General features: G+C 61.0%; 25 protein-coding genes and 1 tRNA gene. 11 read left to right on the forward strand and 15 right to left on the reverse strand.

Going from position 1 to position 26,703, the window contains the following annotated elements; translation table 11 throughout:
- Window positions 1–2 precede the first annotated feature (2 nt).
- From LVD12_RS12065 to LVD12_RS12085, 5 genes are all read right to left on the reverse strand, one after another.
- Window positions 3–227 (reverse strand): hypothetical protein, encoded by a 225-nt coding sequence (locus LVD12_RS12065; protein ID WP_237067977.1) that lies wholly within the window; start codon window positions 225–227, stop codon window positions 3–5.
- 320 nt (window positions 228–547) lie between these two features.
- The gene (locus LVD12_RS12070; protein ID WP_043319767.1) at window positions 548–886 is read right to left on the reverse strand and encodes a P-II family nitrogen regulator; all 339 of its coding nucleotides are present in this window, start codon (window positions 884–886) and stop codon (window positions 548–550) included.
- 80 nt (window positions 887–966) lie between these two features.
- Window positions 967–2,226: an ammonium transporter gene (locus LVD12_RS12075; protein ID WP_237067978.1), complete on the reverse strand. Its 1,260-nt coding sequence runs from the start codon at window positions 2,224–2,226 to the stop codon at window positions 967–969.
- A 78-nt stretch (window positions 2,227–2,304) separates the two neighbouring features.
- The gene (locus tag LVD12_RS12080) at window positions 2,305–2,643 is read right to left on the reverse strand and encodes a P-II family nitrogen regulator (protein WP_237067979.1); all 339 of its coding nucleotides are present in this window, start codon (window positions 2,641–2,643) and stop codon (window positions 2,305–2,307) included.
- Window positions 2,644–2,695: 52 nt separating this feature from the next.
- A complete protein-coding gene (locus LVD12_RS12085; protein WP_237067980.1) occupies window positions 2,696–3,409 on the reverse strand; it encodes a TorF family putative porin in 714 nt (237 codons plus the stop codon).
- 511 nt (window positions 3,410–3,920) lie between these two features.
- On the opposite strand from LVD12_RS12085, the gene LVD12_RS12090 reads away from it, so the two are divergent.
- From LVD12_RS12090 to LVD12_RS12100, 3 genes are all read left to right on the forward strand, one after another.
- Window positions 3,921–4,169 (forward strand): accessory factor UbiK family protein, encoded by a 249-nt coding sequence (locus LVD12_RS12090; protein WP_237067981.1) that lies wholly within the window; start codon window positions 3,921–3,923, stop codon window positions 4,167–4,169.
- A gap of 77 nt (window positions 4,170–4,246) precedes the next feature.
- Window positions 4,247–5,743 carry a YifB family Mg chelatase-like AAA ATPase gene (locus LVD12_RS12095; protein ID WP_237067982.1) on the forward strand — a complete coding sequence of 499 codons (1,497 nt, stop codon included), beginning with the start codon at window positions 4,247–4,249 and terminating at the stop codon, window positions 5,741–5,743.
- A 43-nt stretch (window positions 5,744–5,786) separates the two neighbouring features.
- Window positions 5,787–6,269, forward strand: a complete 483-nt coding sequence (locus LVD12_RS12100) for a methyltransferase family protein (protein ID WP_237067983.1) — start codon at window positions 5,787–5,789, stop codon at window positions 6,267–6,269.
- Window positions 6,270–6,281: 12 nt separating this feature from the next.
- On the opposite strand, the gene LVD12_RS12105 is transcribed toward LVD12_RS12100, so the two are convergent.
- From LVD12_RS12105 to LVD12_RS12130, 6 genes are read right to left on the reverse strand one after another with little or no spacing between them, the layout of a single operon-like run.
- Window positions 6,282–7,289, reverse strand: coding sequence for a D-cysteine desulfhydrase family protein (locus LVD12_RS12105; protein WP_237067984.1), 1,008 nt, complete (start codon window positions 7,287–7,289; stop codon window positions 6,282–6,284).
- A gap of 37 nt (window positions 7,290–7,326) precedes the next feature.
- Window positions 7,327–7,893, reverse strand: coding sequence for a GNAT family N-acetyltransferase (locus LVD12_RS12110; RefSeq protein ID WP_237067985.1), 567 nt, complete (start codon window positions 7,891–7,893; stop codon window positions 7,327–7,329).
- Window positions 7,886–8,773: a subclass B3 metallo-beta-lactamase gene (gene bla, locus LVD12_RS12115; protein WP_237067986.1), complete on the reverse strand. Its 888-nt coding sequence runs from the start codon at window positions 8,771–8,773 to the stop codon at window positions 7,886–7,888. Before bla ends, LVD12_RS12110 begins: the two co-directional genes overlap by 8 nt.
- 24 nt (window positions 8,774–8,797) lie before the next feature.
- Entirely contained in the window at window positions 8,798–9,301 is a 504-nt protein-coding gene (locus tag LVD12_RS12120; RefSeq protein WP_237067987.1) for a GNAT family N-acetyltransferase, read from the reverse strand.
- A 3-nt stretch (window positions 9,302–9,304) separates the two neighbouring features.
- Window positions 9,305–9,766, reverse strand: a complete 462-nt coding sequence (locus LVD12_RS12125; protein ID WP_237067988.1) for a YaiI/YqxD family protein — start codon at window positions 9,764–9,766, stop codon at window positions 9,305–9,307.
- Between the two features lie 20 nt (window positions 9,767–9,786).
- Window positions 9,787–9,996 carry a DUF3565 domain-containing protein gene (locus LVD12_RS12130; protein WP_237067989.1) on the reverse strand — a complete coding sequence of 70 codons (210 nt, stop codon included), beginning with the start codon at window positions 9,994–9,996 and terminating at the stop codon, window positions 9,787–9,789.
- A 175-nt stretch (window positions 9,997–10,171) separates the two neighbouring features.
- Between LVD12_RS12130 and rep the strand changes: the two genes are divergently transcribed.
- Window positions 10,172–12,205: a DNA helicase Rep gene (gene rep / locus LVD12_RS12135; RefSeq protein ID WP_237067990.1), complete on the forward strand. Its 2,034-nt coding sequence runs from the start codon at window positions 10,172–10,174 to the stop codon at window positions 12,203–12,205.
- 230 nt (window positions 12,206–12,435) lie between these two features.
- Window positions 12,436–14,421, forward strand: a complete 1,986-nt coding sequence (locus LVD12_RS12140; RefSeq protein WP_237067991.1) for an Ig-like domain-containing protein — start codon at window positions 12,436–12,438, stop codon at window positions 14,419–14,421.
- Window positions 14,422–14,528: 107 nt separating this feature from the next.
- Here the strand turns inward: LVD12_RS12140 and LVD12_RS12145 are convergent, their stop codons facing one another.
- The 3 genes from LVD12_RS12145 to LVD12_RS12155 form a co-directional block, all read right to left on the reverse strand.
- Window positions 14,529–15,380: a hypothetical protein gene (locus tag LVD12_RS12145; protein WP_237067992.1), complete on the reverse strand. Its 852-nt coding sequence runs from the start codon at window positions 15,378–15,380 to the stop codon at window positions 14,529–14,531.
- Window positions 15,380–15,745, reverse strand: coding sequence for a hypothetical protein (locus LVD12_RS12150; protein WP_237067993.1), 366 nt, complete (start codon window positions 15,743–15,745; stop codon window positions 15,380–15,382). The genes LVD12_RS12145 and LVD12_RS12150 overlap by 1 nt, the downstream gene beginning before the upstream one ends.
- 309 nt (window positions 15,746–16,054) lie before the next feature.
- The gene (locus LVD12_RS12155; RefSeq protein ID WP_237067994.1) at window positions 16,055–16,471 is read right to left on the reverse strand and encodes a c-type cytochrome; all 417 of its coding nucleotides are present in this window, start codon (window positions 16,469–16,471) and stop codon (window positions 16,055–16,057) included.
- 384 nt (window positions 16,472–16,855) lie between these two features.
- Between LVD12_RS12155 and LVD12_RS12160 the strand changes: the two genes are divergently transcribed.
- From LVD12_RS12160 to LVD12_RS12175, 4 genes are all read left to right on the forward strand, one after another.
- Window positions 16,856–16,932: transfer RNA gene (locus LVD12_RS12160), tRNA-Arg, on the forward strand.
- Between the two features lie 727 nt (window positions 16,933–17,659).
- Window positions 17,660–18,499, forward strand: coding sequence for a 23S rRNA (adenine(2030)-N(6))-methyltransferase RlmJ (locus LVD12_RS12165; RefSeq protein WP_237067995.1), 840 nt, complete (start codon window positions 17,660–17,662; stop codon window positions 18,497–18,499).
- Window positions 18,500–18,647: 148 nt separating this feature from the next.
- Window positions 18,648–20,117, forward strand: a complete 1,470-nt coding sequence (locus tag LVD12_RS12170) for a hypothetical protein (RefSeq protein ID WP_237067996.1) — start codon at window positions 18,648–18,650, stop codon at window positions 20,115–20,117.
- An 80-nt stretch (window positions 20,118–20,197) separates the two neighbouring features.
- Window positions 20,198–20,593, forward strand: coding sequence for a CAP domain-containing protein (locus tag LVD12_RS12175; RefSeq protein ID WP_237067997.1), 396 nt, complete (start codon window positions 20,198–20,200; stop codon window positions 20,591–20,593).
- Between the two features lie 272 nt (window positions 20,594–20,865).
- On the opposite strand, the gene LVD12_RS12180 is transcribed toward LVD12_RS12175, so the two are convergent.
- Window positions 20,866–22,560, reverse strand: a complete 1,695-nt coding sequence (locus LVD12_RS12180) for an alkaline phosphatase D family protein (RefSeq protein ID WP_237067998.1) — start codon at window positions 22,558–22,560, stop codon at window positions 20,866–20,868.
- Between the two features lie 186 nt (window positions 22,561–22,746).
- Here LVD12_RS12180 and mtgA point away from each other — a divergent pair, with 186 nt between their 5' ends.
- Both mtgA and LVD12_RS12190 read left to right on the forward strand, forming a co-directional pair.
- Entirely contained in the window at window positions 22,747–23,448 is a 702-nt protein-coding gene (gene mtgA / locus LVD12_RS12185; protein ID WP_237067999.1) for a monofunctional biosynthetic peptidoglycan transglycosylase, read from the forward strand.
- Window positions 23,449–23,609: 161 nt separating this feature from the next.
- Window positions 23,610–26,570: a M16 family metallopeptidase gene (locus tag LVD12_RS12190; protein WP_237068000.1), complete on the forward strand. Its 2,961-nt coding sequence runs from the start codon at window positions 23,610–23,612 to the stop codon at window positions 26,568–26,570.
- Window positions 26,571–26,703 lie beyond the last annotated feature (133 nt).

Below are 26,703 nucleotides of genomic sequence, written 5' to 3' on the forward strand. Positions count from 1 at the left end.
GCTCAGATCGGTCGGCTACCGTATTTCGGCTGTGGTTTTCGAGGTGGATCGGCGGTGACATCCGGATCAATCTCTGCGATGGCGCCACCGCTGGCAAGATATTCCTCGATGTCCGAATTGAGCTGACTGCGGGCCCGCTCGCGGGAGGTGATACTGCGCTCTTCGGCAAAATCCTCATTGTCCTTTGCGCGGGAAGAGCTGCTCTGATCCTGATAACCGTCTTTCATGATGAAAACCCTGTAACTGCTACATCTGTTACAGAGGGAGTACCCCTGTGCCACAGAGCACCTGCTTTGCCTGCGGCGATTAATATATAGGCAGCTTTGCCAATTGACGCCAGCGCCTGACATCAACCAACGTAGAGTTTTTTGTTGCCGTCTGGTTACCGTTTATCGCAGTTGGTTATGGGGATAAACGCGACACCGATTTCTCGTGCCAGGGTGAGGGCAAAGCGAAGGGAAAAGCGGCTGGAAAGGTGGCGGCGTAAACCACATAAAGAAAAAGCCCCCTGGGGGGCTTATCGGCCTGGAAGGATCACTCGCAGTCTTTACACCGCTTCGCTGCCGGTCTCGCCAGTGCGGATACGGATAACTTCTTCCAGCGCGGTAATGAAGATTTTGCCGTCGCCGATCTTGCCAGTCTGGGCGGCTTTGGTGATGGCCTCTACGGCGCTGTCCACCATGCTGTCATCCACTGCCAGCTCAAGTTTGACCTTGGGCAGGAAGTCCACCACGTATTCCGCGCCACGATACAGTTCAGTGTGGCCCTTCTGACGACCGAAACCCTTGACCTCGGTAACCGTCATGCCCTGCACGCCCACTTCCGAGAGCGCAGTGCGCACGTCGTCCAGTTTGAAGGGCTTCACCACAGCCGTGATTAATTTCATTGTCTCTTGTTCCCCTGGTCGGTTGTTTCTGCGGGAAGTTCAGCCGCCGGTCCGATCGGGCCGGCGGCGGGTGCGGACAGTTATTTGCCCATGAATTCCGGATAAGCTTCCATTCCGCACTCTACCAAGTCAACACCTTCTTGCTCCTCGTCTTCGCTGACGCGGATGCCGGTGATGGCCTTGAGCAGGAACCAGACCGCGAAGGAGGCGGCGAAGACCCAGCCAAAGATGGTGGCGGCACCGATCAGCTGGCCGCTGAAGGAAGCTCCGTCGTTGGTGACCGGCACCAGCAGCAGGCCCAGCAGACCAACCACACCGTGGACGGAAATCGCACCCACCGGATCATCAATCTTCAGCTTGTCCAGGGTAACGATGGAGAAGACCACGAGTACACCACCAATGGCACCGAACAGGGTCGCCTGCAGCGCAGTCGGGGTGGAGGGTTCTGCAGTGATCGCCACCAGACCGGCCAGGGCACCGTTCAGCAGCATGGTCAGGTCGGCCTTGCCGAACAGGACACGCGCGGTGATCAGGGCGGCAACCGCACCACCGGCGGCGGCAGTGTTGGTATTCAGGAACACCATGGCCACAGAGTGCGCATTGGCGGCATCGCCCAGTTTCAGTACGGAACCGCCGTTAAAGCCGAACCAGCCCATCCACAGGATGAAGGTACCCAGAGTTGCCAGCGGCAGGTTGGCACCGGGGATGGCATACACCTCGCCGTTGGGGCCGTACTTGCCTTTACGAGCCCCGAGCAGCAGCACACCAGCCAGCGCTGCGGCCGCACCGGCCATGTGCACGATGCCGGAACCGGCGAAGTCAGAGAAGCCCAGGTCGCCCAGGTTGTACAGGCCGAAGACATCGGCACCGCCCCAGGTCCAGGAGCCTTCCAGCGGGTAGATGAAGCCGGTCAGTACCACGGCAAAGGCGAGGAAGCTCCACAACTTCATGCGCTCCGCTACCGCACCGGAGACGATGGACATGGCCGTGGCCACGAACACCACCTGGAAGAAGAAGTCGGACGCACCGGAGTAGACCGAATCGCCCTCGAAGCCGTTTTCCGCCGAGCTGGCGAGTACGCCTTCCATGTCGAAGGCTTCGATACCGGACAGCATCCAGCCGCCGTCGTACATGATGGCGTAGCCGGTCAGCAAGTACATGATGCAGGCGATGGCAAACAGCGCCACGTTTTTGGTGAGAATTTCGGTGGTGTTCTTGGAACGCACCAGACCCGCTTCCAGCATGGAGAAGCCCGCCGCCATCCACATGACCAGTGCACCACACACCAGGAAATAAAACGTATCAATTGCATACTGCAACTGAAAAATTTGGTTTTCCATTGTTCGCTCCGTTCAATCCCGAGAGTTATGTTTCAGTTAATTTTTCTGGCAGGCGTCAATGCGCCGCACCGTTTTCTATCAGATCGCTTCTGCGCCGGTCTCGCCGGTGCGGATCCGCACCACCTCTTCCAACTGTGTGACAAAAATCTTGCCGTCACCGATCTTGCCGCTGTGGGCACCGGTGCCGATGGCCTCCAATACGGCATCGACCCGGCTGTCATCCACCGCTATCTGCAGCATGGTTTTCGGCAGAAAATCCACGACATATTCCGCACCGCGGTACAGTTCGGTGTGCCCCTTCTGGCGACCAAACCCCTTCACCTCACTGACCGTGATGCCGGTGACTCCTGCCTCGGCAAGCGCATCGCGGACCGCGTCGAGCTTGAAGGGTTTGATAATTGCTGTGACCAGTTTCATCTGTCGTCCCCCAGAGTTTTTAGGCCCCGCCCTGCTGAGCGGGGCCAGTTCATTACCAGCTGTAGCTTGCGCCGGCGAGCACCGACGGCTCACACCAGTCGAGGCCGTAACACTCGCTGTCACTGATATTGGTACCCACCAGTGAGGCGCTCAGGCTCAGGCCACCAAATTCCTTGCCCAGCGTGACCGAATAATCGAGGTAGGAATCCGCCTCGAACAGGAAAGCTTCCTCATCGAACAGGTTGGCCCCCAGGTGCAGGCCTAGGCTCATGTCCGCCGGCAGCGCAAAACTGTAGTCGGCATAGGTGTAATAGAACTCACCGGTACCGGCCCAGTAGTCGTCGGAGTAAGCGAGGCCCAGGCTCAGGTCAGCAATGCTGATGCTGCCGTAAATCTCCTGGTAGTCCTCATCCCAGTCGCTGCCGTGATAGGCGTAATAGATGTAGCCCACGTCGTAGCCGATCCCGTTGCTGAACTCACCGGCATAGCCGCCGTAAAAGTCCTGCTCGAAGTCGGTCTCGTCTTCACCCCAGGCAAAATCCACCTGGGAGGCCCAGGTACCCAGGTAAAGGCCATTGCCAAAATCCAGATCGACACCACCCTGCGCCGCTGCCCCGCCATCGGTCTGCGATACACCGCGGAACTTGTAATCGGTTACCACACCCAGATTGGCACTCGCAGAAAATCCACCCTCGGCAGCATTCCCTGCGGAGGAAGCGGCCAGGCCCATGGCGCCGGCTGCCAGTACGACTGCAATTTTTTTCATTTTTGTTCCCACCTTAAATCTCCTTGGTCTCTGTAATTTTTTTGTCGTCTTCTCGTCACAGCCGGTTCAGCATCGGGTGCCGGCCATTGGATGGATGGCGGCGCTGCTGTCTTGCCTTGTGAGCGGTCCGTGCCCGAGGCTGAGGCATCACCCGGAACACGATTCCGGGGGCGGCTGCTGACAGATAAATTGCACACTTGATGCCAAGTTGTTTTTTTATACAAAAATCAATGAGTTAGAGTAAAAACAGGACAGCGAAGACCGTTTCCAGGGCTACGCTCACAAATTCCCCGCGCACCAAATTGGCCCCCTGCACCGCGCGACGCACAGGATCGGGGCCAGGCTGTTCGGCGACGAACCATTTGGGCGCAACCAGCCGTCCGTCTGCGCCAGCGGGAGGCATGACACGCACCAGCCGGTAGTGCAGCCGTTGGGAGAGTCGGCCAGCTGGGTTACAATCCGGGCGAACCATCAGTCACCAATGCCGATGACTGTCAGCGAGGATGGGAAGGTGTCTTCAGACAAATTGCAGCAACTCCTGAAGGAGCTGAGGGAGCAGGGCGCGGTCATCACCGACGACCTGCGGGATGCCCTCACCGTCGCCATGGGCAAACTGCCGCTGGTCTCGCAGAAAGAGTTCGACACCCAGGTGGCGATCCTGGAGCGCACCCGGGAAAAGGTCGCGATACTGGAGGCTCAGGTGAGCGAGCTGGAAAAAGCCCTGGCCAAGGGAGAAGAGCGCCCGCCCTCTCCCGAGTAAGAGAACGAAAGAAGAATCAAGAGCGGCCGCAGTGGGGAGTAGCGGTTCGCCGAACAGCAAATTTCAGGGAAGAAATTTTGAGCCTCTCCGTCACCTATGCCCGCGCCCAGGTAGGGGTTTCAGCCCCTCTGGTTACCGTCGAAACCCACCTGGCCAATGGCCTGCCCGCTTTCAATATTGTCGGCCTCCCCGAAGCCGCCGTGCGCGAGAGCCGAGACAGGGTGCGCAGCGCGCTCATCAACAGCCATTTCGAATTTCCCCAGCGTCGCATCACCGTCAACCTGGCGCCCGCCGACCTGCCCAAGGAGGGTGGCCGCTATGACCTGGCCATCGCCATCGGCATCCTCGCGGCCTCGGGGCAGGTGCCCGGTGAAGGACTGGAACAACTGGAATTTATCGGCGAGCTCGCCCTGACCGGGGCACTGCGTCCGGCCAGCGGCGCCCTGCCCGCCGCCATCGCCTGCCGCGATGCGGGCCGCAAGCTGATCGCTCCGCTGGAGTGCAGCGACGATGTGGCACTGGCGGACGGCGGTGCGCAGGTTGCCAGCTCCCTGCTGCAGGTCTGCGCGCAGCTGCACGGCCGCGAGCGCCTGCCCGAGGCCGATACGGATTCCCCCGATGAGGACCTTCACCACTACCCGGATCTCGCCGAGGTGCGCGGGCAGCTGCGGGCCCGGCGCGCGCTGGAGGTGGCTGCGGCGGGCAGTCATAACCTGCTTTTTTACGGCCCGCCAGGTACCGGCAAGACCATGCTGGCCAGCCGCCTGCCCGGCATCCTGCCACCACTATCGCGGGCAGAGATGATCGACGTGGCCGCTGTCTATTCCAGCGCGGGTTTACCGCGGCAGCAGCATCGCCCCTTTCGCGCGCCCCACCACAGCGCTTCACCGACGGCGCTGGTAGGCGGCGGCAGCAACCCGCGCCCCGGGGAAATTTCCCTGGCCCACCGCGGGGTGCTGTTCCTCGACGAGATGCCGGAGTTTCCCCGCCACGCACTGGAACTGCTGCGCGAGCCACTGGAAAACGGCGAGGTGCGTATTTCCCGCGCCCGCGCCCAGGTCACCTATCCGGCCCGGTTCCAGCTGGTGGGCGCCATGAACCCCTGTCCCTGCGGTTACCTGGGTGAGTCCCGCTGCCGCTGCACCCCGGACCAGATCGACCGCTACCGCAACAAGCTCTCCGGCCCGCTGCTCGACCGTATCGACATGCAAGTGGAGGTCGCGAGTATGAATGCCGCGGATCTGCAGGAGGCCCCTGCCGGTGAATCCTCGGCTGCGGTCCGTGCGCGGGTGCTGGCCGCGCTTAAGCGGCAACTGGACCGGCAGGGGCTAGTGAATGCCCAGCTGGCCGGGAGTGCACTGGAGCAGCACTGTACATTGGGCATGGAAGAGGCGGCCATGCTGCGGGCTTCGGTGACGCAGCTGGGACTCTCCGCCCGCTCCTACCACCGCATACTCCGCGTGGCCCGCACTCTGGCCGACCTTGCCGGCCTCGATCGCATCGGCACGGCGCAGGTCGCCGAAGCCCTCGCCTACCGGAACCTGGATCGCCGACCGGCCGCGGTCGGCGCCTGACGCCCAATGATCATCGCGGCCATCATTGGCAGAGAAGCGTCGGATGAAAACTGACACCACACGAACACCGGACCACGCGCAGGTCATTGCACTACCGCCGCTGATTTATGCAGCCTTTGTTTTGCTGGCTGTCGGTCTGCAGTGGCTTTACCCACTGTCCATGGGCAGCCGGTCCACCTGGCAATGGACAATTGGGGCGATATTACTGACCGCCGGCGCGCTGCTCGCACTGTGGGGCAAACTCACATTGGACCGGGCAAAGACCTGCGTGCATCCGGGCGGATCGACCCGCACCATCGTCACCACCGGCCCTTACCGTCTCAGCCGTAATCCGCTCTACCTGGCGCTGACACTGATATATCTCGGCGTCACAGCCCTGCTCAACACAGCCTGGCCACTGATATTGTCACCGCTACTGCTGTGGCTCATGCACGCAGGTGTCGTGCGCCGGGAGGAACGCTATCTGGAGCGCAAGTTCGGAGAGGAATACCGCCGTTACCTGCGACAGGTGCGGCGTTACCTGTAACCAGCCGGAAATTTACAGGGTCGGCGTCTCACCGAGAGCCAGCTGGTCACCATAGGCAAACAATGCCGGTGCGCCGCCGGTGTGCCAGAACAGTACCCGGTCGGAAGGTTCGAAGGCGCCGCTGCGAACCAGTGCCAGCAGGCCGGCCATGGCGCGGCCGGTATAGACCGGATCCAGCAGAATGCCCTCGGTACGCGCCAGCACGCCGATGGCTTCCCGCTCCGCTTCGCCGACCACGCCGTAGCCCTCCCCCAGATAGTCGTCATCCAGGATCAGGTCCTCCGGGGTAAAGCTTTGGGGGCTCCCCAGCCTCTCCGCGGCCTGCCCCGCCAGATCGAGAATATGCCCGGCAAAAGACCGCTCACCGCCGGCACCTTTGTCGATATTGATCCCCACCATTTTCGTGGGGAGTTCCAGCAGGCGAGCGCCGAGCATCAGGCCGGCATGGGTGCCACCGGAGCTGGAGGCGAACACGATATGGGTGAAAGGCCCACCCTGGTCGGGCCACTGGCACTTGAGCTCTTCGAGGGCGGCAACAAAAGCCAGCGCGCCCAGATCGCTGGAACCGCCATAGGGCGCCACGTAGGGTTTGCGGCCGGCGCGCTCCAGGTAGCGCACCACCTCGGCGAGGTCCTCGCCCTTGCGGTGCCCCGGGGTCCAGTGGATATGACAGCCAAACAACCGGTCCAGCAACAGGTTGCCCTGTGGCTGCGCCGGTGCGCGACCACCTAACAGCAGGTGGCATTCCAGCCCCAGGCGCGCTGCCGCAGCGGCAGTCTGGCGGCAGTGATTGGATTGGGCCGCGCCGGCGGTGACAATGGCATCGCTGCCCTGCGCCAGCGCGTCGGCGAGGATGAATTCCAGCTTGCGGGTCTTGTTGCCGCCCAAGGCAAGACCGGTCTGGTCGTCACGTTTGATGAATAGCTGCGGGCCGCCCAGCATTTCTGTCAGTCGCGCCAACGGGTGCAGGGGCGTGGGAAAAAAGCCGAGGGATTGGCGTGGTAACTTGTCCGTGAGCATGGGTTCATCCGTGAATTTCTTGTCGATCGGTCAGCAGCTAACCGGTGATGTTTCCGCGCCAGTCAATGCGAGAAAGGCGATACAGGCAGTGCGTCCGCAAACCGCTGCCCTGAGGTACCAGAGGGTGCTCGAAAGTGGCCGGGTCACGCTGCATGCCGAGACGTTCCATCACTGCCCGGGAACGCACATTGGGCAGCGCAGTGAAGGATACTACCTCGTCCAGTCCCAGTTGTTCGAAGGCCACTCGCAGAGAGGTCGCTGCTGCCTCAGTGGCATAGCCGCACCCCCAGAAGGGCACGCCCAACCGCCAGCCAATCTCCACGGCCGGTGCGAACGGCAGGTTGTCGGCCACCTGCTTGATGCCGACGAAGCCGAGAAAAGCGCGATCCTCGCGGCGTTCCAGCGCCCAGAAGCCCCAGCCGTGCTGTTCGATATGGGCGATCTGGCGGTCGATACCCGCATCGCTCTCCGCGCGGCTGAGGAGCGCGGGAAAATATTCCATCACCTGCGGATCAGCATTCATTGCCGCAAACGGGACCCGGTCACTGTCGCGCCACTGGCGTAACTGCAGCCGCGCGGTTCGGGGTTCAATCCACTCAGCCACGCGTGCTCTGCTCGTTCTTTGCAGCACGCTCTGCAACGATCTGTTTGTCCAGCTTCTGACGCGCGTTGTCAGCATAGGCAGCGCAACTGGTGGGGTTCACCTGCTCGGCCTGCGGGCCGTATTTCCAACCACTGCGGCGAGGGTGCGGGGTCAGTAGCAGGTCGCAGGGCAGCCCGGCAATGCGCTCGAAGCTGCGCCGGTAGTCGTCAACGATATTCGGGTAGCGGGGATTATCGAGCAGCTGGTATCTGGGGGCGCTCAGGCTATCCACATAGGCAATCCGCACCGGCTTGCCTGCACGGGTGTCGGTCCAGGTCCAGCTGAGGCTCCCGGGGGTGTGTCCGGGGGTAAAGTGCACCTGCAGTTGCAGGTCGCCCAACGCCACCACTTCGCCATCCTGCAGGATCCGGTCAGTGGCCACGGGCGCGTACAACAGGTCGCCAAAGTGGATATCGTCCGCCCCGCCGCGCGCGAGCAGCACCGCGGACTGGGCATTAGTCGCCAGCTGTGCACCACTGGCGCGCTTGATCGCCGCCAGCGAGCCGACATGGTCCGCATGGGCATGACTGTGCAGGATCCACTTTACTTCACCGGGCTGCACCCCCAGCTTGCGCATATTGGCCAGCAGCATGTCGGCCATCTGCGGCATGCCGCCGTCGATCAACACTGCGCCCGCCTCGGTTTTTACCAGCAGGACGCTGAGGCCGGCGGTGCCGATCTGCCAGGTGTGGTCGGTAATCTGCAACGGCTCGATCGGCTGACGCCAGCTGGCGGATACCTCATAGGCCCTCAGCTGCGGCAGCACCTCCGATGTTTCGCCGACACTATTTGCGGCTAGGAGTGCCAGCGCAGCCGCGGACAGCACAGTCGTGATTCTCATGGCAAGGTTCCTGTTCAACTCCGGTTATGCCTCGCTGGGTATTGCTGGCCCAAACAGGGCGCTGGCCGGTGCCACCAGGTAATCACACTGGTCGAGCCAGTCGAAGGGCTCCGGGTAATCGTCGAGTTCAAACCCGAGGCGATGGTAAAGGGTCCGGGCAGGCCCGTTGTTTTTCAGCACGAACAGGGAGCATTCAGCGGTATCCAGTTCCGCACAGCCCTGCCGGGCCAATTCGCGCACCAGCACAGCGCCGATCCCCCGACCGCGGTGAACAGGCGAGACAATCAGACGGCCCAGGTGGCAGCGGTCGCGACGCCGGTAGTACTGGCCGAAGGCGAGCAACTCGCCATCGTCAGCCACCAGCGCTCCCGCCGCGAGTTCGCCCCAGCGGCAGTCCTCGCGAAAACTCTCGTCACTGAACGGAAAGCGGAATACCGGCCCACCCCACTGCTCGCACTGCTCTTTAGCGGTGATCCAGGACATCAGCACCGGCAGGTGTTCCGGCGCCGGTTCGACGAGCTGAGACATCGATCAACTTCCCCGCCGCTTGTTTTTGGCCAGCCAGCGATCCAGCTGGTCGGCGAACGCCTTGCGGTCGGTCTGGCTCAGCGGCGGCGGACCGCCGGTGTGCATGCCACTGGCGCGCATGGTGTCCATGAAGTCGCGCATGTTCAGTCGCGCGCGGATATTGGCCTTGGTGTGGCGCTCGCCGCGGGGGCTCAGGGCCTCGGCGCCCTTCTCGATCACCTCCGCCGCGAGCGGAATGTCGCTGGTGATGATCAGGTCGCCATCCTCGCTGCGGCGGACGATCTCGTTGTCGGCCACATCAAAGCCCGAGGTCACCTGCATGGCCTTGATATAACGGGAGGGTGGTACCCGCACCGGCTGGTTGGCCACCAGCGTCATCTCGGTGCCGGTGCGCTCCGCGGCACGGAACAGGATTTCCTTGATCGCAACGGGGCACGCGTCCGCATCCACCCAGATTCTCGCCATCAGTCTTCACTCACTTTGGTCTATTGACTTCGGTCCGGCGGTGCACCCTCGTCACACTTCCTGCAGTCGAGGCGTTCCCCCAGCATACGTGCCCGGCCTGCCCGGGTAATCACCCACGGGCGGTTTTGCCAGGGCGGGTCGTGGCGCACATGCTGGTTGTGGCCACAGGCCAATTCCGCCACCCAGTGGTCTTCCCCGTCCCGGTGGTAACCGGTGATGGCCTGCTGCATGGTGTGACTCCCGACCCGGTAATCCGCCGTTATAGCCAATCGGTGCCGCAAAGTATATGAACCGGGGCCGCAGCGCCGGTCAGCCTCAAAGGGCCGGACCGCCCATTCAGTCGCGCAGGGACCCGGTCTCGGCTGGTAGAATGCCCGACCTCGACTCGGACCAGATGTATCACCCATGACCAAGCTCAACCCCCGCCAGGCGGAGGCAGTGAAATATATCGATGGCCCCTGCCTGGTGCTGGCCGGTGCCGGCTCCGGCAAGACCAGCGTGATCACGCGGAAGATCGCCTACCTGATCGAGGAGTGCGGTTACGCGGCGCGCAATATCGCCGCCCTGACCTTTACCAATAAGGCCGCTCGCGAGATGAAGGAGCGGGTGGGCAAGCTGCTGTCCGGCGCCGACGGCAAGCGCTCCAAGGCCGCCCATGGCCTGACCGTGTCCACCTTCCACAATCTGGGGCTGAACATCCTGCGCAAGGAATACCGGGCTGCCGGTTTCAAGCCGGGCTTTTCCATCTTCGACGCCGAGGACGCCCGCGCGCTGATCAAGGAGCTGATGCTCCGCGACGGCGACCTGGATACCGACCTGCTGGACCGGGTGCAGAACCAGATTTCCAACTGGAAGAACGACATGCTGACCCCGCGCCAGGCCCTGGAGATGGCGCAGAGCGCGGGGGAGCAGGCCATGGCCCTGGCCTACAGCCGCTACTGCGACGCCCTCAAGGCCTACAACGCGGTGGACTTCGACGACCTGATCCTGCTGCCCGTGCAGCTGTTCAAGTCGGATCCCGAGCTGCTGCACCGCTGGCGCAAGAAGATCCGCTACCTGCTGGTGGATGAATACCAGGACACCAACAATTCCCAGTACCTGCTGGTGAAACTGCTGGTGGGCGGCCGGGGCGGCCTGACCGTGGTAGGTGACGATGACCAGTCCATCTACGCCTGGCGCGGCGCGCGTCCTGAAAACATGAGCGCGCTGAAGACGGACTTCCCCAACCTGCGGCTGATCAAGCTGGAGCAGAACTATCGCTCCACCAGCCGCATCCTCAAGGTGGCCAACCACCTGATTGCCCACAACCCGCACGAATTCGACAAGGCGCTGTGGTCCGACCGTGGCATGGGCGAAGAGATCCGGGTGATCAAGGTGGCCAACGAGACCGAGGAGGCCGAGCGGGTCGCCAACGAGATTTTCCTGCAGAAGAGCCGTCGCGGTGCCAGGTTTATGGACTTCGCCGTCCTGTACCGCGGCAACCACCAGGCGCGGCTGATCGAGATGAAGCTGCAGGAGAACCAGATCCCCTACCAGATGTCCGGCGGCACCTCGTTTTTTGCCCGCGCGGAGATCAAGGACGTGATGGCCTACCTACGCCTGCTGGTGAACCCGGACGACGACAACGCGTTCCTGCGCATCATCAACACGCCGCGGCGGCAGATCGGCACCAGCACCCTCGAGGCACTGGGCAACTATGCCAAGGGGCGTGAAATCTCCATGTTCAACGCCTGCTCGGAGGTGGGCTTCCGCGAGCACATCAACGAGCAGGGCTACGAGCGCCTGAACCGCTTTGTGCTGTGGATGGAGGGCGTGCAGCGCAACTGCCGCGACAATAGCCCCGACGCTGCGCTGCGGGAAATGCTCGAGGATATCGACTACGCGGGCTGGCTATCACAGAACGCCAGCAGCGAAAAAGTGGCCGAAAAGCGCATGGAGAATGTCTACTGGCTGCTGGAAAGCCTGAACAAGATCATGGAGGGCACCGACGACGAGCTGGAACAGGACGTGCGCCTGGAACAGGCCATCTCCAAGCTGATCCTGCGGGACATGCTCGAGCGGCAGGAAGAGGAAGAGGCCACCGACAAAGTGAGCCTCATGACCCTGCACGCATCCAAGGGCCTCGAGTATCCCCACGTGTTCATGATCGGCATGGAGGAAAACCTGCTGCCGCACCGCAACAGCATCGAGGATGACAATATCGAGGAGGAGCGCCGCCTCACCTATGTGGGCATCACCCGTGCCCAGCGCACCCTGACCATGACCCTGGCGGGCAAGCGCAAGCAGTTTGGAGAGAACCAGGACACCACCCCCAGCCGCTTCCTCGATGAGCTGCCGGAGGAAGACGTCATCCTCGAGGGCTTCGGCAAGGCCACCCCGGAGCAGAACCAGGCCAAGGGGGAGGAAACGCTGGGGTCGCTGCTGAGTATGTTTGATTAATCAATATTTCACGCTCTGTTCTTCGATAGCATCGCGCGCTCTTTATGGTGCGCGCAGCTATTCCACAGCGAGCGCAAAACCTTAACTAATGCCCAGCACTCTTGTATCCTCAGGCCGGGCAACCCCCTCAGCACTGCATGGTGCGCACCTACTCCGCTGTGTACTCGCGTGTATGCTGCTCTTCTGCACCTATAACGCCTAATCAAAAAATCTGCATTAGAAAAATGATAATGACGATTAAAGAGTTCTCTCGACGCTTTATTACATTTGCCGTCAGTACCACCCTTACGTTGTTGCTGTGCGCTTGCGGAGGGGGTGGCAGCTCGTCAGGTTCAGGCAACAAGGAAGAAACTGAAAGCCCCCCGACCGCTCAAAAAGTCAGCATATCCCTGAGCACCACCGAACTTCTTTACTATGGGGAAAAACAGGCAATTTCCCTGTCACTGATTTACTCAGATGGATCATCCGAGGACATAACATCTTCAGCAGAGTGGGCCGTAGACCCAACCACAGTGGCCAAAATAGAGGCAACTGATGGGACAACTTACGTACACCCTCTTGAAACCGGCTCAGCCACCATTACCGCCTCGCATCAGGGCCTTAAAGATTCAATAGACATTACGGTTTCACCCTATATCCATTCGATTGAAACGGTACAACGGGCTATTACCTTCCCAAAGAACACTGCCATGCCCTTTTTGAAGCATGCACACGCAAGAGTTCAGGGTGCACCCGACTTCTCGATTCTCGATGACATCATTTACACCTCATCTGATCCGGATATCGCCGACTTCTCTGGAACACTTTATTCAGTCATAGTGCACCCTGATCGATCACCTCTGACCGGACATCTCACCCCTCGCTCAGTTGGTAATACTGAAGTAACACTGAACTATGAAGGTGTTGACCTCGGCACAAGAGAAGTTACCGTCGGAGACTATTATCTCATCGGCTCAGACGCACAAAGACTCAACAACGCACCATGGTTCACCACTTTTGGACTGCCATCTAACGAGAAAGGTGATATCGCGCTCCTAACCGGATCAAGTTCCGGTCAATTCACAGTGGACCTGCAGGTTTTCAACACGGCAACAAACTCTCTCGAAGAAAAATTTAACGTATTCCAGAATTTTGAGCTGAAGTCACACAACAGCGCCTTGAGAAGCGCGTTTAGCGATAATACCGTAACGCTCTTCTGGATCACTCCCACCGCAGCCATGAGTGCCAATATCAATATTCAGACAAGACAGGCATCGTTCGTCACCCTCAGCGAAAGTACAGAAGACGCATTCTACGAACCAAACTACCTTTTCAAGAGTGAATCAGGCAGCTTGATGGTCTGCTGGCTCAACACCTCGGTCTTGCTAACCCAGTGCAAAATACGTACCCCAGATGGCATATGGTCCCAGGAGTTGATTGAGCTCCCTCGTGATATCAGGTCGCTGAATGCCAATCACAAAGGTTATGCTGCTCTGGCAAAAATCATTGACAGGGAAGATGGCCAAAAAATACTACAGACTCATCGTTTCAATTTTGATGAGCAGCCAATCGAGATAGTTGTCGAGGAGATACCTGCACCTCTTGATGCAGGCGGCGCCAGACGCCCTGCGATAAGTGCAACCGGAAGCCTCGCGATACCTATCACTTATGCTCCGAGACGGGACGAGTTCGACTTTAATGAATCTGGGCTGCAGGTCGCCACTCGTACCCAGACCGACGGTTGGTCACTCCAGGAAATCTATGCCTACGGAGTGATGCGCGTCGGTACCGAGATCGAGCTAAGCTGGAGCGGTGAGAGAGCCCTGATGCTCGTAGCTGACTCCCTGGGAGCCGGTTCAGCAACTTGGCTCTACTCCAATATGTCGTGGAGTGAACAGGAGAGCCTCAAGGCTATCGGGTTTGCCACCCCCACACTGGACCACCCACCTTTGCCATCGAACGGAAGCTGGGTTATGCACGTTCCCGCTCTCGACAATTTTTATCTTTTCTGCTTTGACGAAGCTTCCGGCTGGTCTCCGCTTGACACTTTCGGTCCCATGGCCCAGTGGGGAGACATGGGTGGTAGCTTCAGTCTCCGCCCGTCAAATCAACTGGCACTGGTCTGGAAAGAGCGCGCTGCTTTTGGGACAGAGGATGGCGGGTATAAGAACAACTCACTGACCTTTTTTCATCCAAATTACAGCGATCTCTCCCAATGCAGCTTGCCTGAAGGCTAGACAGAGCTGCTGTCGGAGAGCTCTGCCTGTGGTCAATGGCTTGGGATAACGCCATGTATTCATGGCACCCAACCGGGCTCCCAGCCACGCAGGCAACCGGAGCCGGCTCAGCGCACCAGCTCGCCCAATTCCCAACTCCAGCCGAGCTTGAAGGTCTTGTCCTCGTCAAGATCGGTTGGTAGCTCCCCCTCTGTATAGGCAACGAAGAGGTTGTTCTTCAGGTTCAGCACCACCGACAGGTAATCGAAGCTGTCAAGCCCTGCCTCGCGCACCGCATCGGGCGGGCTGATCTCCTCGAAGTAGCGGTAACTGATTTCCAGGTCCTCGCTGAAATCCCCGAGCCAGTCACGCGTCGGCAGCTTGTACAGGGCGATGGCGTCCCAGCGGTTGTAGCGCTCCATGGAAGCGCCCAGCAAAGCCTCCCGGGCCGCATCGCTGATCGGGCTGACCTTGCCCAGGGTCGCGCGGACAAACAGGTCGCCGCTGGTGCGATAGGTGCCCGCGACCATCCGGCTGATATGGGCCGTATAGCGCAGGCCGACCAGGGACTGTTTGTTGTCGAACGACTGGTCCGCCTCGTACTTGTACACCGCACCGAATTCCTGCACCGGCAGGTCCAGTGCCAGCCGCGAATAGTTCAGATGCAGGTCCAGTTCAGCAAAGTTCTCCGGGTTGTCATCCGGGTTGCCCGTCAGCACACCCTTGAGGATATAGCCCCACTCCAGCGCATCGATTTCCGGGTCTTCCCACGCATCGCTGTCCGGCGCTGGCGGCGCTGCAAAGTTGCGGCGGCCGGAGCTGGCCAGTTCATAACTCAGGCCCAGCACTGTACTGTCTGATTCTGCGCTGAGGATCGTCGGAGAGAACTCCGCCTGACGGCTCTCTTCTGCGCTCACCGTAACGCCCGTCAGGAGCAGGGCAGCCAGCGCGGTGCCTAGGGCAGCTATTCCTTGCCTCATCAAAATTCATCCTCGAACTTGCAGAAATCATCTACCGTCGCGGCGAGGTCCGTCAGGGTCTTCTCGTCGCTCCTGAACAGCTCGACCAGGGTGAGGAGAAAGTCATTGCTGGTCATCTCCCGGCTTTCTTTCCTCGGACTGTAATCGTCCCGCAGGGCTCGGAAGAACAGCAGCGCGGTCTGTTTGGCCTCGAAGCCATCAAAGGCATCTGTACTGGTGATGCGGAAACGCAGGTCACGCAACTTCAGGTTGCCGGCCTGGGCCAACGGGTAATCCTCCGGATCGAACTGATCCATCTTGTGGCGCCCGGAGAGAATCTTGTAGGTGGCCTGACAGGCCAGGTTGTTCCTCCACTGATAGGACATCAGAGCTCACTTCCTGTGCATTCACGGCTTAAAAGGGTTATTTATTGGCCCATAGGGAGAACAAGAACCCCAAATTGCCCTTGATACGGAACGTGAATCTAACCAGCTCGCCAACAGGCTGTCACCTGTTTGTCGGATTTTGGCGCGCTAATGATCCTGGCGTGCGCAACAGGCAACGGAGGGATTACGGGGAGTAAAGCCGCAATTGGTGCGGCTGATAGAGGAGGCACAAGTAGTAGGCAGCCCCCCTGAAGGTACAAAAAAGGCCGCTCGATGAGCGGCCTTTCCAGAAACGAAGTAAGCAGTCGCTTACTGGCTGTTCTCTGCCATGTAATCAACGGCAGCCTGGATCTCCTCATCGGAGCAGTCTGCACACAGCCCTTTAGCCGGCATGGCATTGATACCGTTGATGGCGTTGGAATACAGGGTTTCCATGCCCTTGGCAATGCGCGACGACCAGGCCGCAGCGTCACCAAACTTCGGGGCGCCGGCAACACCGGCTGCATGACAGGTTCCGCAGGCACCGTTGTAAACTTCCTCACCAGAGCGGGTGCCGCCACCCGCGGATGCAGTCGCTGCCGGAGCCGCAGCAGCGCACTCATCACCCTGCATGCAAACGCTGTCTGGCGCGCCCAGACGCTCGGCAATCTGCTCATCTACGGACTGCGCTACTGCTGCTGCAGCACCCAGAGCCAGGGCTGCCACGATACCTACAATACTCTTCATTTCTCTCCCCCTAGAGGCCACCGTTGCAGCCTGTAGACTTCCGGCTTGTTGCCGCACACTTCTACCAGCCGCGCATTATAAGCATTGTGCCGCCCGGTGCGAAGGGCAGCGCAAAAGGAAATCGCCCCGAGCCCCTTTGCCCACCCCCACCCCTTCTGTATAATCCGCGTCCTCGCCGGCCTCAGGGCCGCCAGACAAGCAAAGTTTTCCGCCCGTAGCTCAGCTGGGTGAGGCAAGTGTAGGCAAGGCACCGCCTTGCACGCCGCCGAACGCCGCCAATCTGTGATTGGTGGCCGGACCCGAGCAAAGCGAGGGGAGCGCTGCCGGAAGCCAAAGGCTTCCCGCCCCGAAACAGGCACAGCGCCGACAGACAAGCAAAGTTTTCCGCCCGTAGCTCAGCTGGATAGAGCGCTGCCCTCCGGAGGCAGAGGTCAGAGGTTCGAATCCTCTCGGGCGGGCCATATACAAGAAAGGCCACCCAAAGGGTGGCCTTTCTTGTATATGGATCGTCGGAGGGCTCAGATTCGAACCTCCGTTCGACTCGGAAGCGGCAACGCCGCTGTAGAGCAGCGACCGAAGGGAGCTAATCCTCTCCCCGCAGCAGGCTCACCCTACCTAGAGGCTCCGTCCACCCTGACCTTTTCGAGCAGAACGAGCCGGAGACCAGCGAGCCCAAAGGGCGAAGCTAATCCTCTAACCCCCCCCACCCATCGGGTGGCCTTTCTTGTATATGGATCGTCGGAGGGCCCAGATTCGAACCTCCGTTCGACTCGGAAGCGGCAACGCCGCTGTAGAGCAGCGACCGAAGGGAGCTAATCCTCTCCCCGCCGCACCCCCAGCCCTACCTAAAACGCCCGTCCACCCTGAAATGAGAACGAGCCGGAGACCAACGAGCGCGATAGCGCGAAGTTACCCGGAGCGAAGCGGAGAGCCGCGACCAACGGGAGCGAATCCTCCCCCCGCAGCCTCCCCAAAACCCACCCAGTCACCCCGTTTCCCCGGCACCCGCCCCACACTTCGCCCCCCGCCCAAATTTTGTTTACACCCACCCCAAACCAGCACAAAATCCGCGCGAGATCCCTGGTGGGCCGGTTCCGGCCCGTCATCCAAGGCTACTCCCAACAGCCGCGTCGGCCGCTCCCCGGCCACAGGCCCGATTGTCCATCCGAGATTTTTCAGACGGGTCCCATGCTCAGTTATCGCCATGCCTTCCACGCCGGCAATTTTGCCGACGTGCTGAAGCACCTCGTGCAGGTGGAAATCCTCACTTACCTGCAGAAGAAGGAAAAACCCTTCGACTACATCGATACCCACGCCGGTGCCGGGCTCTACCGACTGCAAAGCGCGATGGCAGCCAAGAACAGCGAATACCGCAATGGCATCGGGCGCCTGCTGCAGAGCACCCCGGATGTGGCGACCCTCCAGACCTACCTGGAGCAGATCTGGTCCCACAACCCGGACGAGCGCCTGCGAGTCTACCCCGGCTCACCAGCCATCGCCCGCAGCATGCTGCGGCCACAGGACAAAGCCTGGCTGTATGAACTGCACCCCAGCGATGTAGTGGAACTGCGCCGCACCTGCAGTGGGCCAAACGTGCATATCCGCCAGGAAGATGGCTTCCGGGCGTTGATGGGGCTGCTGCCGACCCAGTCCCGACGGGCATGCATCCTCATCGACCCACCTTATGAGATGAAGCAGGATTACCAGCGGGTGATCGATGCCCTGAAGCTGATCTATCGGCGTATGCCCAGCGCCACCGTCGCACTCTGGTACCCGGTGGTAGAGCGTGCTCGTATCGAACAGCTGGAGCGCCAGATCACAACGTCCGGTATCCGCAACGTAGTCCAGTTCGAGCTCGGCATCGCTCCGGACAGTGATGGCCCCGGCATGACGTCGGCAGGCATGATCGTGATCAATCCGCCGTGGATGCTCTTGGGGGACATGCAGGAACTGCTGCCGGGTCTGGCGTCCGTGCTGGGCGAGGAAGGGGAAGACTTCTACGAGTGTCGGACACTCGTCACTGAGTAATACCCATGCACCCGCCGCGCCCCATCATTGCCCCGCGGCCGGCACTCTTGTAATTTGTACGTCCAACAACCACCTACCTGCGCCCGGGTAAATACTGATTTTCCCCGGGCCAGGTGCTGCGCCGGTAGCTGTAGAGCCAGTGCTACACATGGAGGATGCAGTACCGATGCAGGCAATGTTCCTTGCGCTCTTTGTCGCTCTCGTGACGGGGTTTTCCCTACCCGCTAGTGCAGATTCCGGCTGGCGCAAATACGAATCCGGCAACTTTATCGTCTACTCGGACTACTCCGAGAAGACCACCCTGAAAAAGATCCGCCGGTTTGAGTTATTCAAACAGTCGATCCATGAACTGCTCGGAGTGCCGGAGGACTCGGTAGACGTCCCGTTTGAGGTCTACCTGTTCAAGAGCAAGTGGCAGCTGCGCAAATTCACCACCAACAGTGGAGGCTTCTACCGGGACCGCCTCGGTTACCCCTTGATGGTGGTCGGCCCGGGCGGCAAGGATTCGATCTTCTTTCACGAGTATGTCCACTACCTGACCTACCGGCTGGGCAACTTCGTCTACCCGCGCTGGTACAGCGAAGGCATCGCCGAGTTTTATTCCACACTGGAATTCAAGGATGGCAAAGCGATTATTGGTGGCGTGCCAGAGATACGCCGGGGCTGGCTCGCGCGCGAGAATACGCTGCCGCTGGCCTCACTGCTGGAGCCTGAAGGCAAGTTCGGCAATAACCAGTTTACCGGCCGTTTTTATGCGACTGCGTGGCTGCTGACGCACCGCATGATACTGGGCGCGGCCAATGGTATGGACGATCGTTCCGATGCCCTGAAGCAGTACCTGCTTCGGTATACCCAGGGTGAAAAAGCGGCTGAGGTCTTTTTCGAAGAAATGGGTGAGGATGCCAAGGCGATCGCGAACGAAATGCGACGCTACGCCCGGCAAAGGCACTTGAATGCCATTGCTATGCCCCTACCCGATGTCGAGCAGTCCGTAGATGTCAGCCCGCTGAGCAATGGGGATCTGGTCAATATCAAAGTGCGACTGGCTCTTGCCGGCGGAGACTGGGACTATGCCAGCGAGCTGCTGGCTGACAACCGGAAATCACTCGACGGCGAGGGCCTTGCCGCACTGGCTATTGTCCAGGGCCACGAGTCGGATGAGGTCGGCACCGAGGCCGCACTGATCTCTAGGCTGATGGAAGACCCGGAGCTGAGTGGCGCCGGCCACGCACACCTTGGCCATGCCCTGTTCGATCTCGCCGAAAAGAATCCCGACAATCGCAGGGTACTGCTGGCAGAAGCAGCGCATCATCTGGAAGCGGCACAGGCGGCAGACGCGCTCTATGGAGAGAGCAGACTGCTGATCGAGGTCTACTGGGAGCTCGGCCGCAGGCAATCGGCCATGAATGAAATCCTGCGGGTCATCAAACGCAACCCGGCCAGCCTGGCGGCCAACCAGCTGGCTGGGGAATACTCGCTGAAAGCCGGTCTCAGGGAAGACGCACAGTTTTTCCTAACCCGCGTGGTCAATTGGGCGCATTCAGAAGCCCAGGCCGAGAGGGCGCTCCAATTGTTGGCGGAAATCGAGGGCGAGCAGCTAACCGCCGACGCCGGTTAGCTACTAGAGACAGTTCGCGCTTCGTGCGGGCGCGGTAGGCTATGCCCCTCCTGAAATCTCTGGAGCTCCGGAACAGACTTATGATCCGTGCACTAGTCTCGCTCCCGCTGCTCGCCGCCCTCAGCACCATAGGCGAAACGGTGACCGGCAGTGAAAATTGCGGCAACCCCACCGATTGTCTTGCACTGAAGCTACATAACCAGCTCCGCCAAGACCTCAACAGCGGCCAGCTGCCCAACAGCCCGAAACCCAATCCACCGGTGGAGATGCTCGTACACGATACGGCGCTGGCGCGCGTTGCTCTCAACTGGTCAGCTGTGCAATGCAGTAGCGTGCGCGGCCATAACAAGAGTCGCCGGGCCGACTTCCTCGCCGAGGGGGGCAACCCGGCCTATCCGGCGATCGGGGAGAATATCTTCTATCACTCTGCCCACCTGCCTGAGGCGGAAGCGTTGAAGCTGGCGGTGGAAAGCTAGGCGGGGGAAGCAAAGGATTTTCGCTTCGAGCCATTCAGTGACCTGAAAGCCGGGCACTACACGCAGCTGATCTGGAATTCGGTCGATGCCTTTGATGGGCAGGGCCGCAGGCTACCGCGTGCTGTCGGCTGCGGGATCTATCATTGTCCCTCGGGCAGGTTCAGGACCATCGTCACCTGCAACTATGCGCCGGCAGGCAATATCCTGCGGCAGCTGCCCTATCGGGTTGACTGAAGATGACTGACAGCAAAGCGCTCTAAAACCCGAGCCTTTTACCCCAGGCGATGGACAACCCGGTGGCTGCCGGCCTCGGCGAATTCGTTACTGTCGATGTTATCCACGAAGGTCCATTCCGCCTGCACCTCTTCACGGGTAACGGTGAGCGCCATGAATCCCCGCTGGTGCAGGTTGCAGTACTGCAGATCATCGATCAGTACCGGCATGCCCTGTGCCAGCTCCCGCGCGGCCATTTCATCCAGGTTCAGGTAGGTCTCCATCCCCGGCGAGGTCACGCTGGGTGTGGCAAACTCCACACCCACCAACTGCCCGCTGTCATCCCTCAGTTGGTTGTACCAGGCGTTGTGGGTATCACCGGCCACCACCACCAGGTTTTTGCCCAGCTCACTCACATGGCGGTACAACGCCTCGCGCTCAACCCCGTAGCCGTCCCAACCATCCAGGTTGTAGGGCACCCGCTGCTCGAGACGGGCGCGCTGGCTTTCGCTCAGGGGCCTGCCCTGCAGGCTGCCCGCCTTCAGCTGCACCAGCTCGCGGGTCGGATCCGGTTTCTGGCCACGGCTGTAATAACTCATCAGGATTTCCGCCGGCAGGTGCATCCTGCCCATCAGCACCTGCTGGCCCAGCAGCTGCCAGTGGCCGCTGGAACGCTGCAGTGTCTCCGCCAGCCAGTTGCGCTGCGTCGGACCGAGCAGGGTCCGCCCCGGATCGGCCAGCGCAGCACCGAAGCCGCGCTCGTCGAAGCTGCCATCCTCGCGCAGGTAGCGGGAAAACTGCAGCTGCTCGTCGCGACCGATGATGCGGGTATCGAGCATATGCAGGTCGAGCAGGTCGCCGAAACGGAAGCTGCGGTAGATCTGCGGCTTGGTCTCGCCCATGGGCGGGCGGATGGGCAGCCACTCGTAATAGGCCTGGATCGCCGCCGCGCGGCGCTCGAAGAAATTGCCCTCTTCCGGGCTGTGGTTCTCCGCCCCGCCCTTCCAGGTATCGTTGGCCACTTCGTGATCGTCCCAGACAGCAATAAACGGCGCTGCCGCATGCAGTGCCTGCAGGCCGGTATCGGTGCGGTAGAGCGCATAGCGCTTGCGGTAGTCCACCAGGGTCAGTAGTTCACCGGCATTGTCCTGCGGCAGCGCGCGGCCGATTTCTGCCGCGTGTTCTGTGGCATAGCCGTTCGCCGGGTACTCGTAGATGTAGTCCCCGAGGTGCAGCACCGCATCCCAGTCGCCGCGCTCAGCAGCAAGCGCGTAGGCGTTGAAGTAACCGGCCGGGTAATTGGAGCAGGAGAACACTGCCAGCCTGACCTGCTCCACTCCATCAGCGGGCAGGGTCCGGGTGCGCCCCACCGGGCTCTGCTCAAGAGCGCCGAGAAACCGGTAGTAATAGGTGGTATCCGGTTCCAGCCCCTGCACATCGATCTTGATGGTGTAATCGCGCCCGGCGCCGGTCTCGGCACTGCCCCGGCGCAACACGTCGGTGAACGCCCGGTCCCGGGCCAGCTCCCAGGTCACCGTGACCGGTTCATCCCGCGCGAGTGATGACGCAGGCGTGGCCCTGGTCCACAGGATCACCGCATCCTGCAGGGGATCGCCACTGGCGACACCGTGGGTAAAGCCGACTTCAGAGGGCAGTTGTGGGCGGCTCATGGCCTGTAGCGGGGTGGATACCAGCACACCGCCGGTAGTGGCGAGCGCACCCTTGAGGAAATTGCGCCGGGTGAATCGATTCACGGAGTCACACCTTTGTTGTTCTGTTTATGGAAAGGTGACCGATTTTCAGGGTCGGTGAAACCAGCTGCCAACTCTACTAGAGAGAGCGGGATCGCGCCAAAAATGGGGGAATGACTGCGCCTGCCCCCCGGAAATCGCCGGCGACGGAACCTCCATCTCCGTCGGGCGTCTCAGGGAAGACTCAAGATGTACGACCCCGGGCCCACCATGCATCGCCTCCTGAAACGCACTGCCAGACTCGGTCTCGCTCTCATTGCCGCCTTTGTGTGCCTCAGCGCCCTGCTGGTACTGGCCCTGCGCTGGATCGACCCGCCCTCTTCGGCAGTGATAGTGGCCTGGGAGCTGGGCAATGGCCGCGAGGCGCGGCAGGAGTGGCAGCCGCTGGAGCGGATCTCGCCCCATTTGCAGATGGCCGTGATCGCAGCGGAAGACCAGAAATTTGCCCATCATTTCGGCTTCGATTTCGCGGCACTGAAACAGGCGCTGCGAGAAGACCGCAAGCGCCCTCGCGGAGCCAGCACCATTACCCAGCAGACCGCCAAGAACCTGTTCCTGTGGCACGGCCGCAGTTACCTGCGCAAGGGCCTGGAGGCCTGGTTTACCGTATTGATGGAACTGCTGTGGCCGAAGGAGCGGATTCTGGAGGTGTACCTGAATATCGCCGAATTCGGAGAGGGGGTTTACGGCGCCCAGGCGGCGGCTCAGCGCTTCTTCGGCACCTCTGCGCGCTACCTCAGCAGCTGGCAGGCGGGGCGCATGGCAGCAGTGCTGCCCAACCCCAGACGCATGTCGGCCCAGCACCCGTCCCACTATGTGCGCAACCGCGCCGCGACCATCAACCGGCAGGTCCGGCAGCTGGGCGGCAGCGCCTATCTCGGGGCACTCTGATTCACTGGTATTCACTGGCAACCCGCCCTGCGACGAAGTGCCGGGTATTCGCGAGCAACTGGCGCCGGTCCCGTCGCCCTCCAAAATCGCTGTGTTAGGATCTTGGGTTCCGCGTGACAAAAAGCGCCCCTAATTCTCATAAAGAAGAGCTTTCTACCACCATGCACCCAACCAGAATCGCACTGATTTTCACTGCCGCACTGCTCGCTGCGTGCAGCAAGGGGCCCGAGGATCCGGCCTCGCAAACCTCCACCAAAGACACTGCCGCCGCAGCCGCCACTGCGTTGCCCGCCGGAGTCACCCACGTGGAGAGCTTCGACGGCGATGGGGCCGAAATCGCCATCCCGTACAGCAAGTACAAACTCGATAACGGCCTGACCGTGGTCCTGCACGAAGACAATTCAGACCCGCTGGTGCACGTGGATGTGACCTACCACGTGGGCTCGAACCGTGAGGACCCGGGCCGTTCCGGCTTTGCCCACTTCTTCGAGCACATGATGTTCCAGGGCTCGGAAAACGTTGGCGATGAGGAACACTTCCGCATCATCAATGAAGCCGGTGGCACCCTGAACGGCAGCACCAACACCGACCGCACCAACTATTACGAGACCGTACCGGCCAACCAGCTGGAAACCGTGCTGTGGCTGGAAGCCGACCGTATGGGCGTGTTCCTGGATGCGGTGACCGAGGAGAAATTCGAGGTTCAGCGTGAGACCGTCAAGAACGAGCGCGGCCAGCGGGTAGATAACCGCCCCTACGGGCGAGTGAGGGAAACCCTGGATGCCGCCATGTACCCGGATGGCCACCCCTACTCCTGGCCGGTGATCGGCTGGCTCGAGGATCTGAACCGGGCCGACCTGAATGACCTGAAGCGCTTCTTCCTGCGCTGGTACGGCCCCAACAATGCCACCCTGACCATCGGTGGCGACATCGACAAGGCCAAGACCCTGGAGTGGGTGGTGAAGTACTTCGGCCCTATTCCTGCAGGCCCGGAAGTCGAAAACCTGCCCAAGCAGCCCGCCTCGCTCGAATCCGATCGCTACGTGACGCTGGAGGACAACATCCACCTGCCGGCGCTGGCGATGATGATCCCTACCGTGCACTACAACCACCCGGACGAGCCGGCCCTGGATGCCGCCGCAGAGATCCTCGGCCAGGGACAGGACTCCATGCTCTACCAGCGCCTGGTGCAGACCGGCCGCGCAGTACAGGCCAGTGTCTTCCATCCCTGTCGCGAATTGGCCTGCGAGATGTGGTTCTTTGTTGTGCAGAACCCCGCCTCCGGCGAGTCACTGGCAGAGCTTGAGCAGGCAGTGCGTGACACCCTGGTGGAATTCGTCGAGCGCGGCGTGAGCGAAGATGATCTGGTCAAGTTCAAGGCCGGTTACGAAGCCAGCCGTGTGTTCGGCCTGCAGTCCGTCGCCGGCAAAGTGTCCACCCTGGCCGCCTTCGAAACCTTCACCGGCAGTCCCAAAGGCATTGATGCAGAGATCGAGGCGTATCTGTCCGTCGAAACCGCTGACGTCACGCGCGTATTCGACCAGTACATCGCCGACAAGCCTGCGGTACTGCTGAGCGTCGTACCAAACGGCAAGCCGGAACTGGCCGCCGCCGAACAGAATTACGAATGGAAACGCACCATTCCGGAAAGCTACGGTGACGACGACGAGGCTCTCGCCCTGCGCCCGGTGAAAGATGACTTCGACCGCAGCGTGCAGCCTACCGCAGGCGTCAACCCGCAGGTTGAGCTGCCCACCATCACCGACGGCAAGCTGGAAAACGGTGTGCGCCTGCTGGCGGTACAGAATGACGAGACTCCGACCGTGACCGTGCGCGCGGTCTTCGATGTGGGCCAGCGCGACGAGCCCCGCGGCAAAGCCGGCCTGACTGCACTGATGACGTCGCTGATGACCGAGACCACCACCGAGCGCAGCGCGGCGGAGTTTGCCGAAGCCCTGAGCCGCCTCGGCGCTTCCATCAGTGTCGACCCGGGCCAGTATGAAACCACCGTCACCCTCAACGTGCTGGCCAAGCACCTGGACGAGGCCATGCCGCTGATGATGGAACGGATCCTCAAACCGGCCTTTACCGAGGAGGACTTCGCCCGCATCAAACAGCAGACCATCGAGGGCCTGCAGCAGTCGCGCAAGACCCCGCAGGGCCTCGCTACCCGCGCTGTTGGCGCGGTGATGCGCGGCACTGAACATCCGCTCAGCTTCCCCATGGGCGGCCTGCCGGATACCGTGGCCAAGATCACCCTGGAGGACGTCAAGGGTTACTACAAGGTCAACTTCCCCTCGCATCTGAGCGGCGTCACCGTCAGCACCAGCCTGCCCCACGACACCATCGTCAAGGCGCTCGATGGCCTGGCCAAGCTGAAGGTGTCCGAACCGGCTCGCGCTGCCATTGCGCTGCAAAAGCCGAAGATCGACGGCCGCACCGTATACCTGGTCAACAAGGAAGGCGCCGCTCAGTCCAGCCTTCGGGTCGGCCAGCACGCCCTGGCTTACGATGCCCTGGGTGATTACTACCTCGCCTACCTGGGCAACTTCCCGCTGGGAGGCAACTTCAACAGCCGCATCAACCTGAACCTGCGGGAAGACAAGGGCTACACCTACGGCGCCCGCACCTACCTGATGGGCGAGCCGCAGGAGGGCATGTACATGTTCAGTTCCGAGGTGAAGATGGATGCGACCGCCGATGCCCTGAACGAAGTGCTCACCGAGCTGGAGGCCTTCGACAAGGACGGCATGACTGAAGCGGAGTTCAATTACCTGCGTTCCGCCATCGGTCAGCAGGAAGCGCGCAGCTATGAGACGCCGGCTGCCAAGCTCGGCCTGCTCAACAACATCCTGCGCTACGACCTGCCGCTGGACTACCGTTCACAGCAGAACGCCATCCTGCAGGAGACCGACCGCAAGACCCTCAACAAGGTCATCACCGATGTACTGCAGCCGCAGGACATGGCGATCGTGGTGGTCGGCGATGCAGCCAGCATCCGCGAGGATGTGGAAGCACTGGGCATGCCCATCGTCGAGCTGGATGAAGATGGCTATGCGAAGAAAACCGAGGCAGAGGAAGCCGACAAGGCCGCCGCTGCCCCGGAATCCGCCAGCCTCTGACCCTGCGGATTTCCGCCTCCGACAGCCCGCCACCCGGCGGGCTTTTTTGTGGGCGCAGGGCACGCGTCCTCTGCCCTGCCAATCGAAACCGGCTCAGGCATAATGAAGGCCGGTTTTAGCGAGCGCACAGGCA

This window comes from Microbulbifer guangxiensis, assembly GCF_021729075.1.
Lineage (GTDB): Bacteria > Pseudomonadota > Gammaproteobacteria > Pseudomonadales > Cellvibrionaceae > Microbulbifer > Microbulbifer guangxiensis.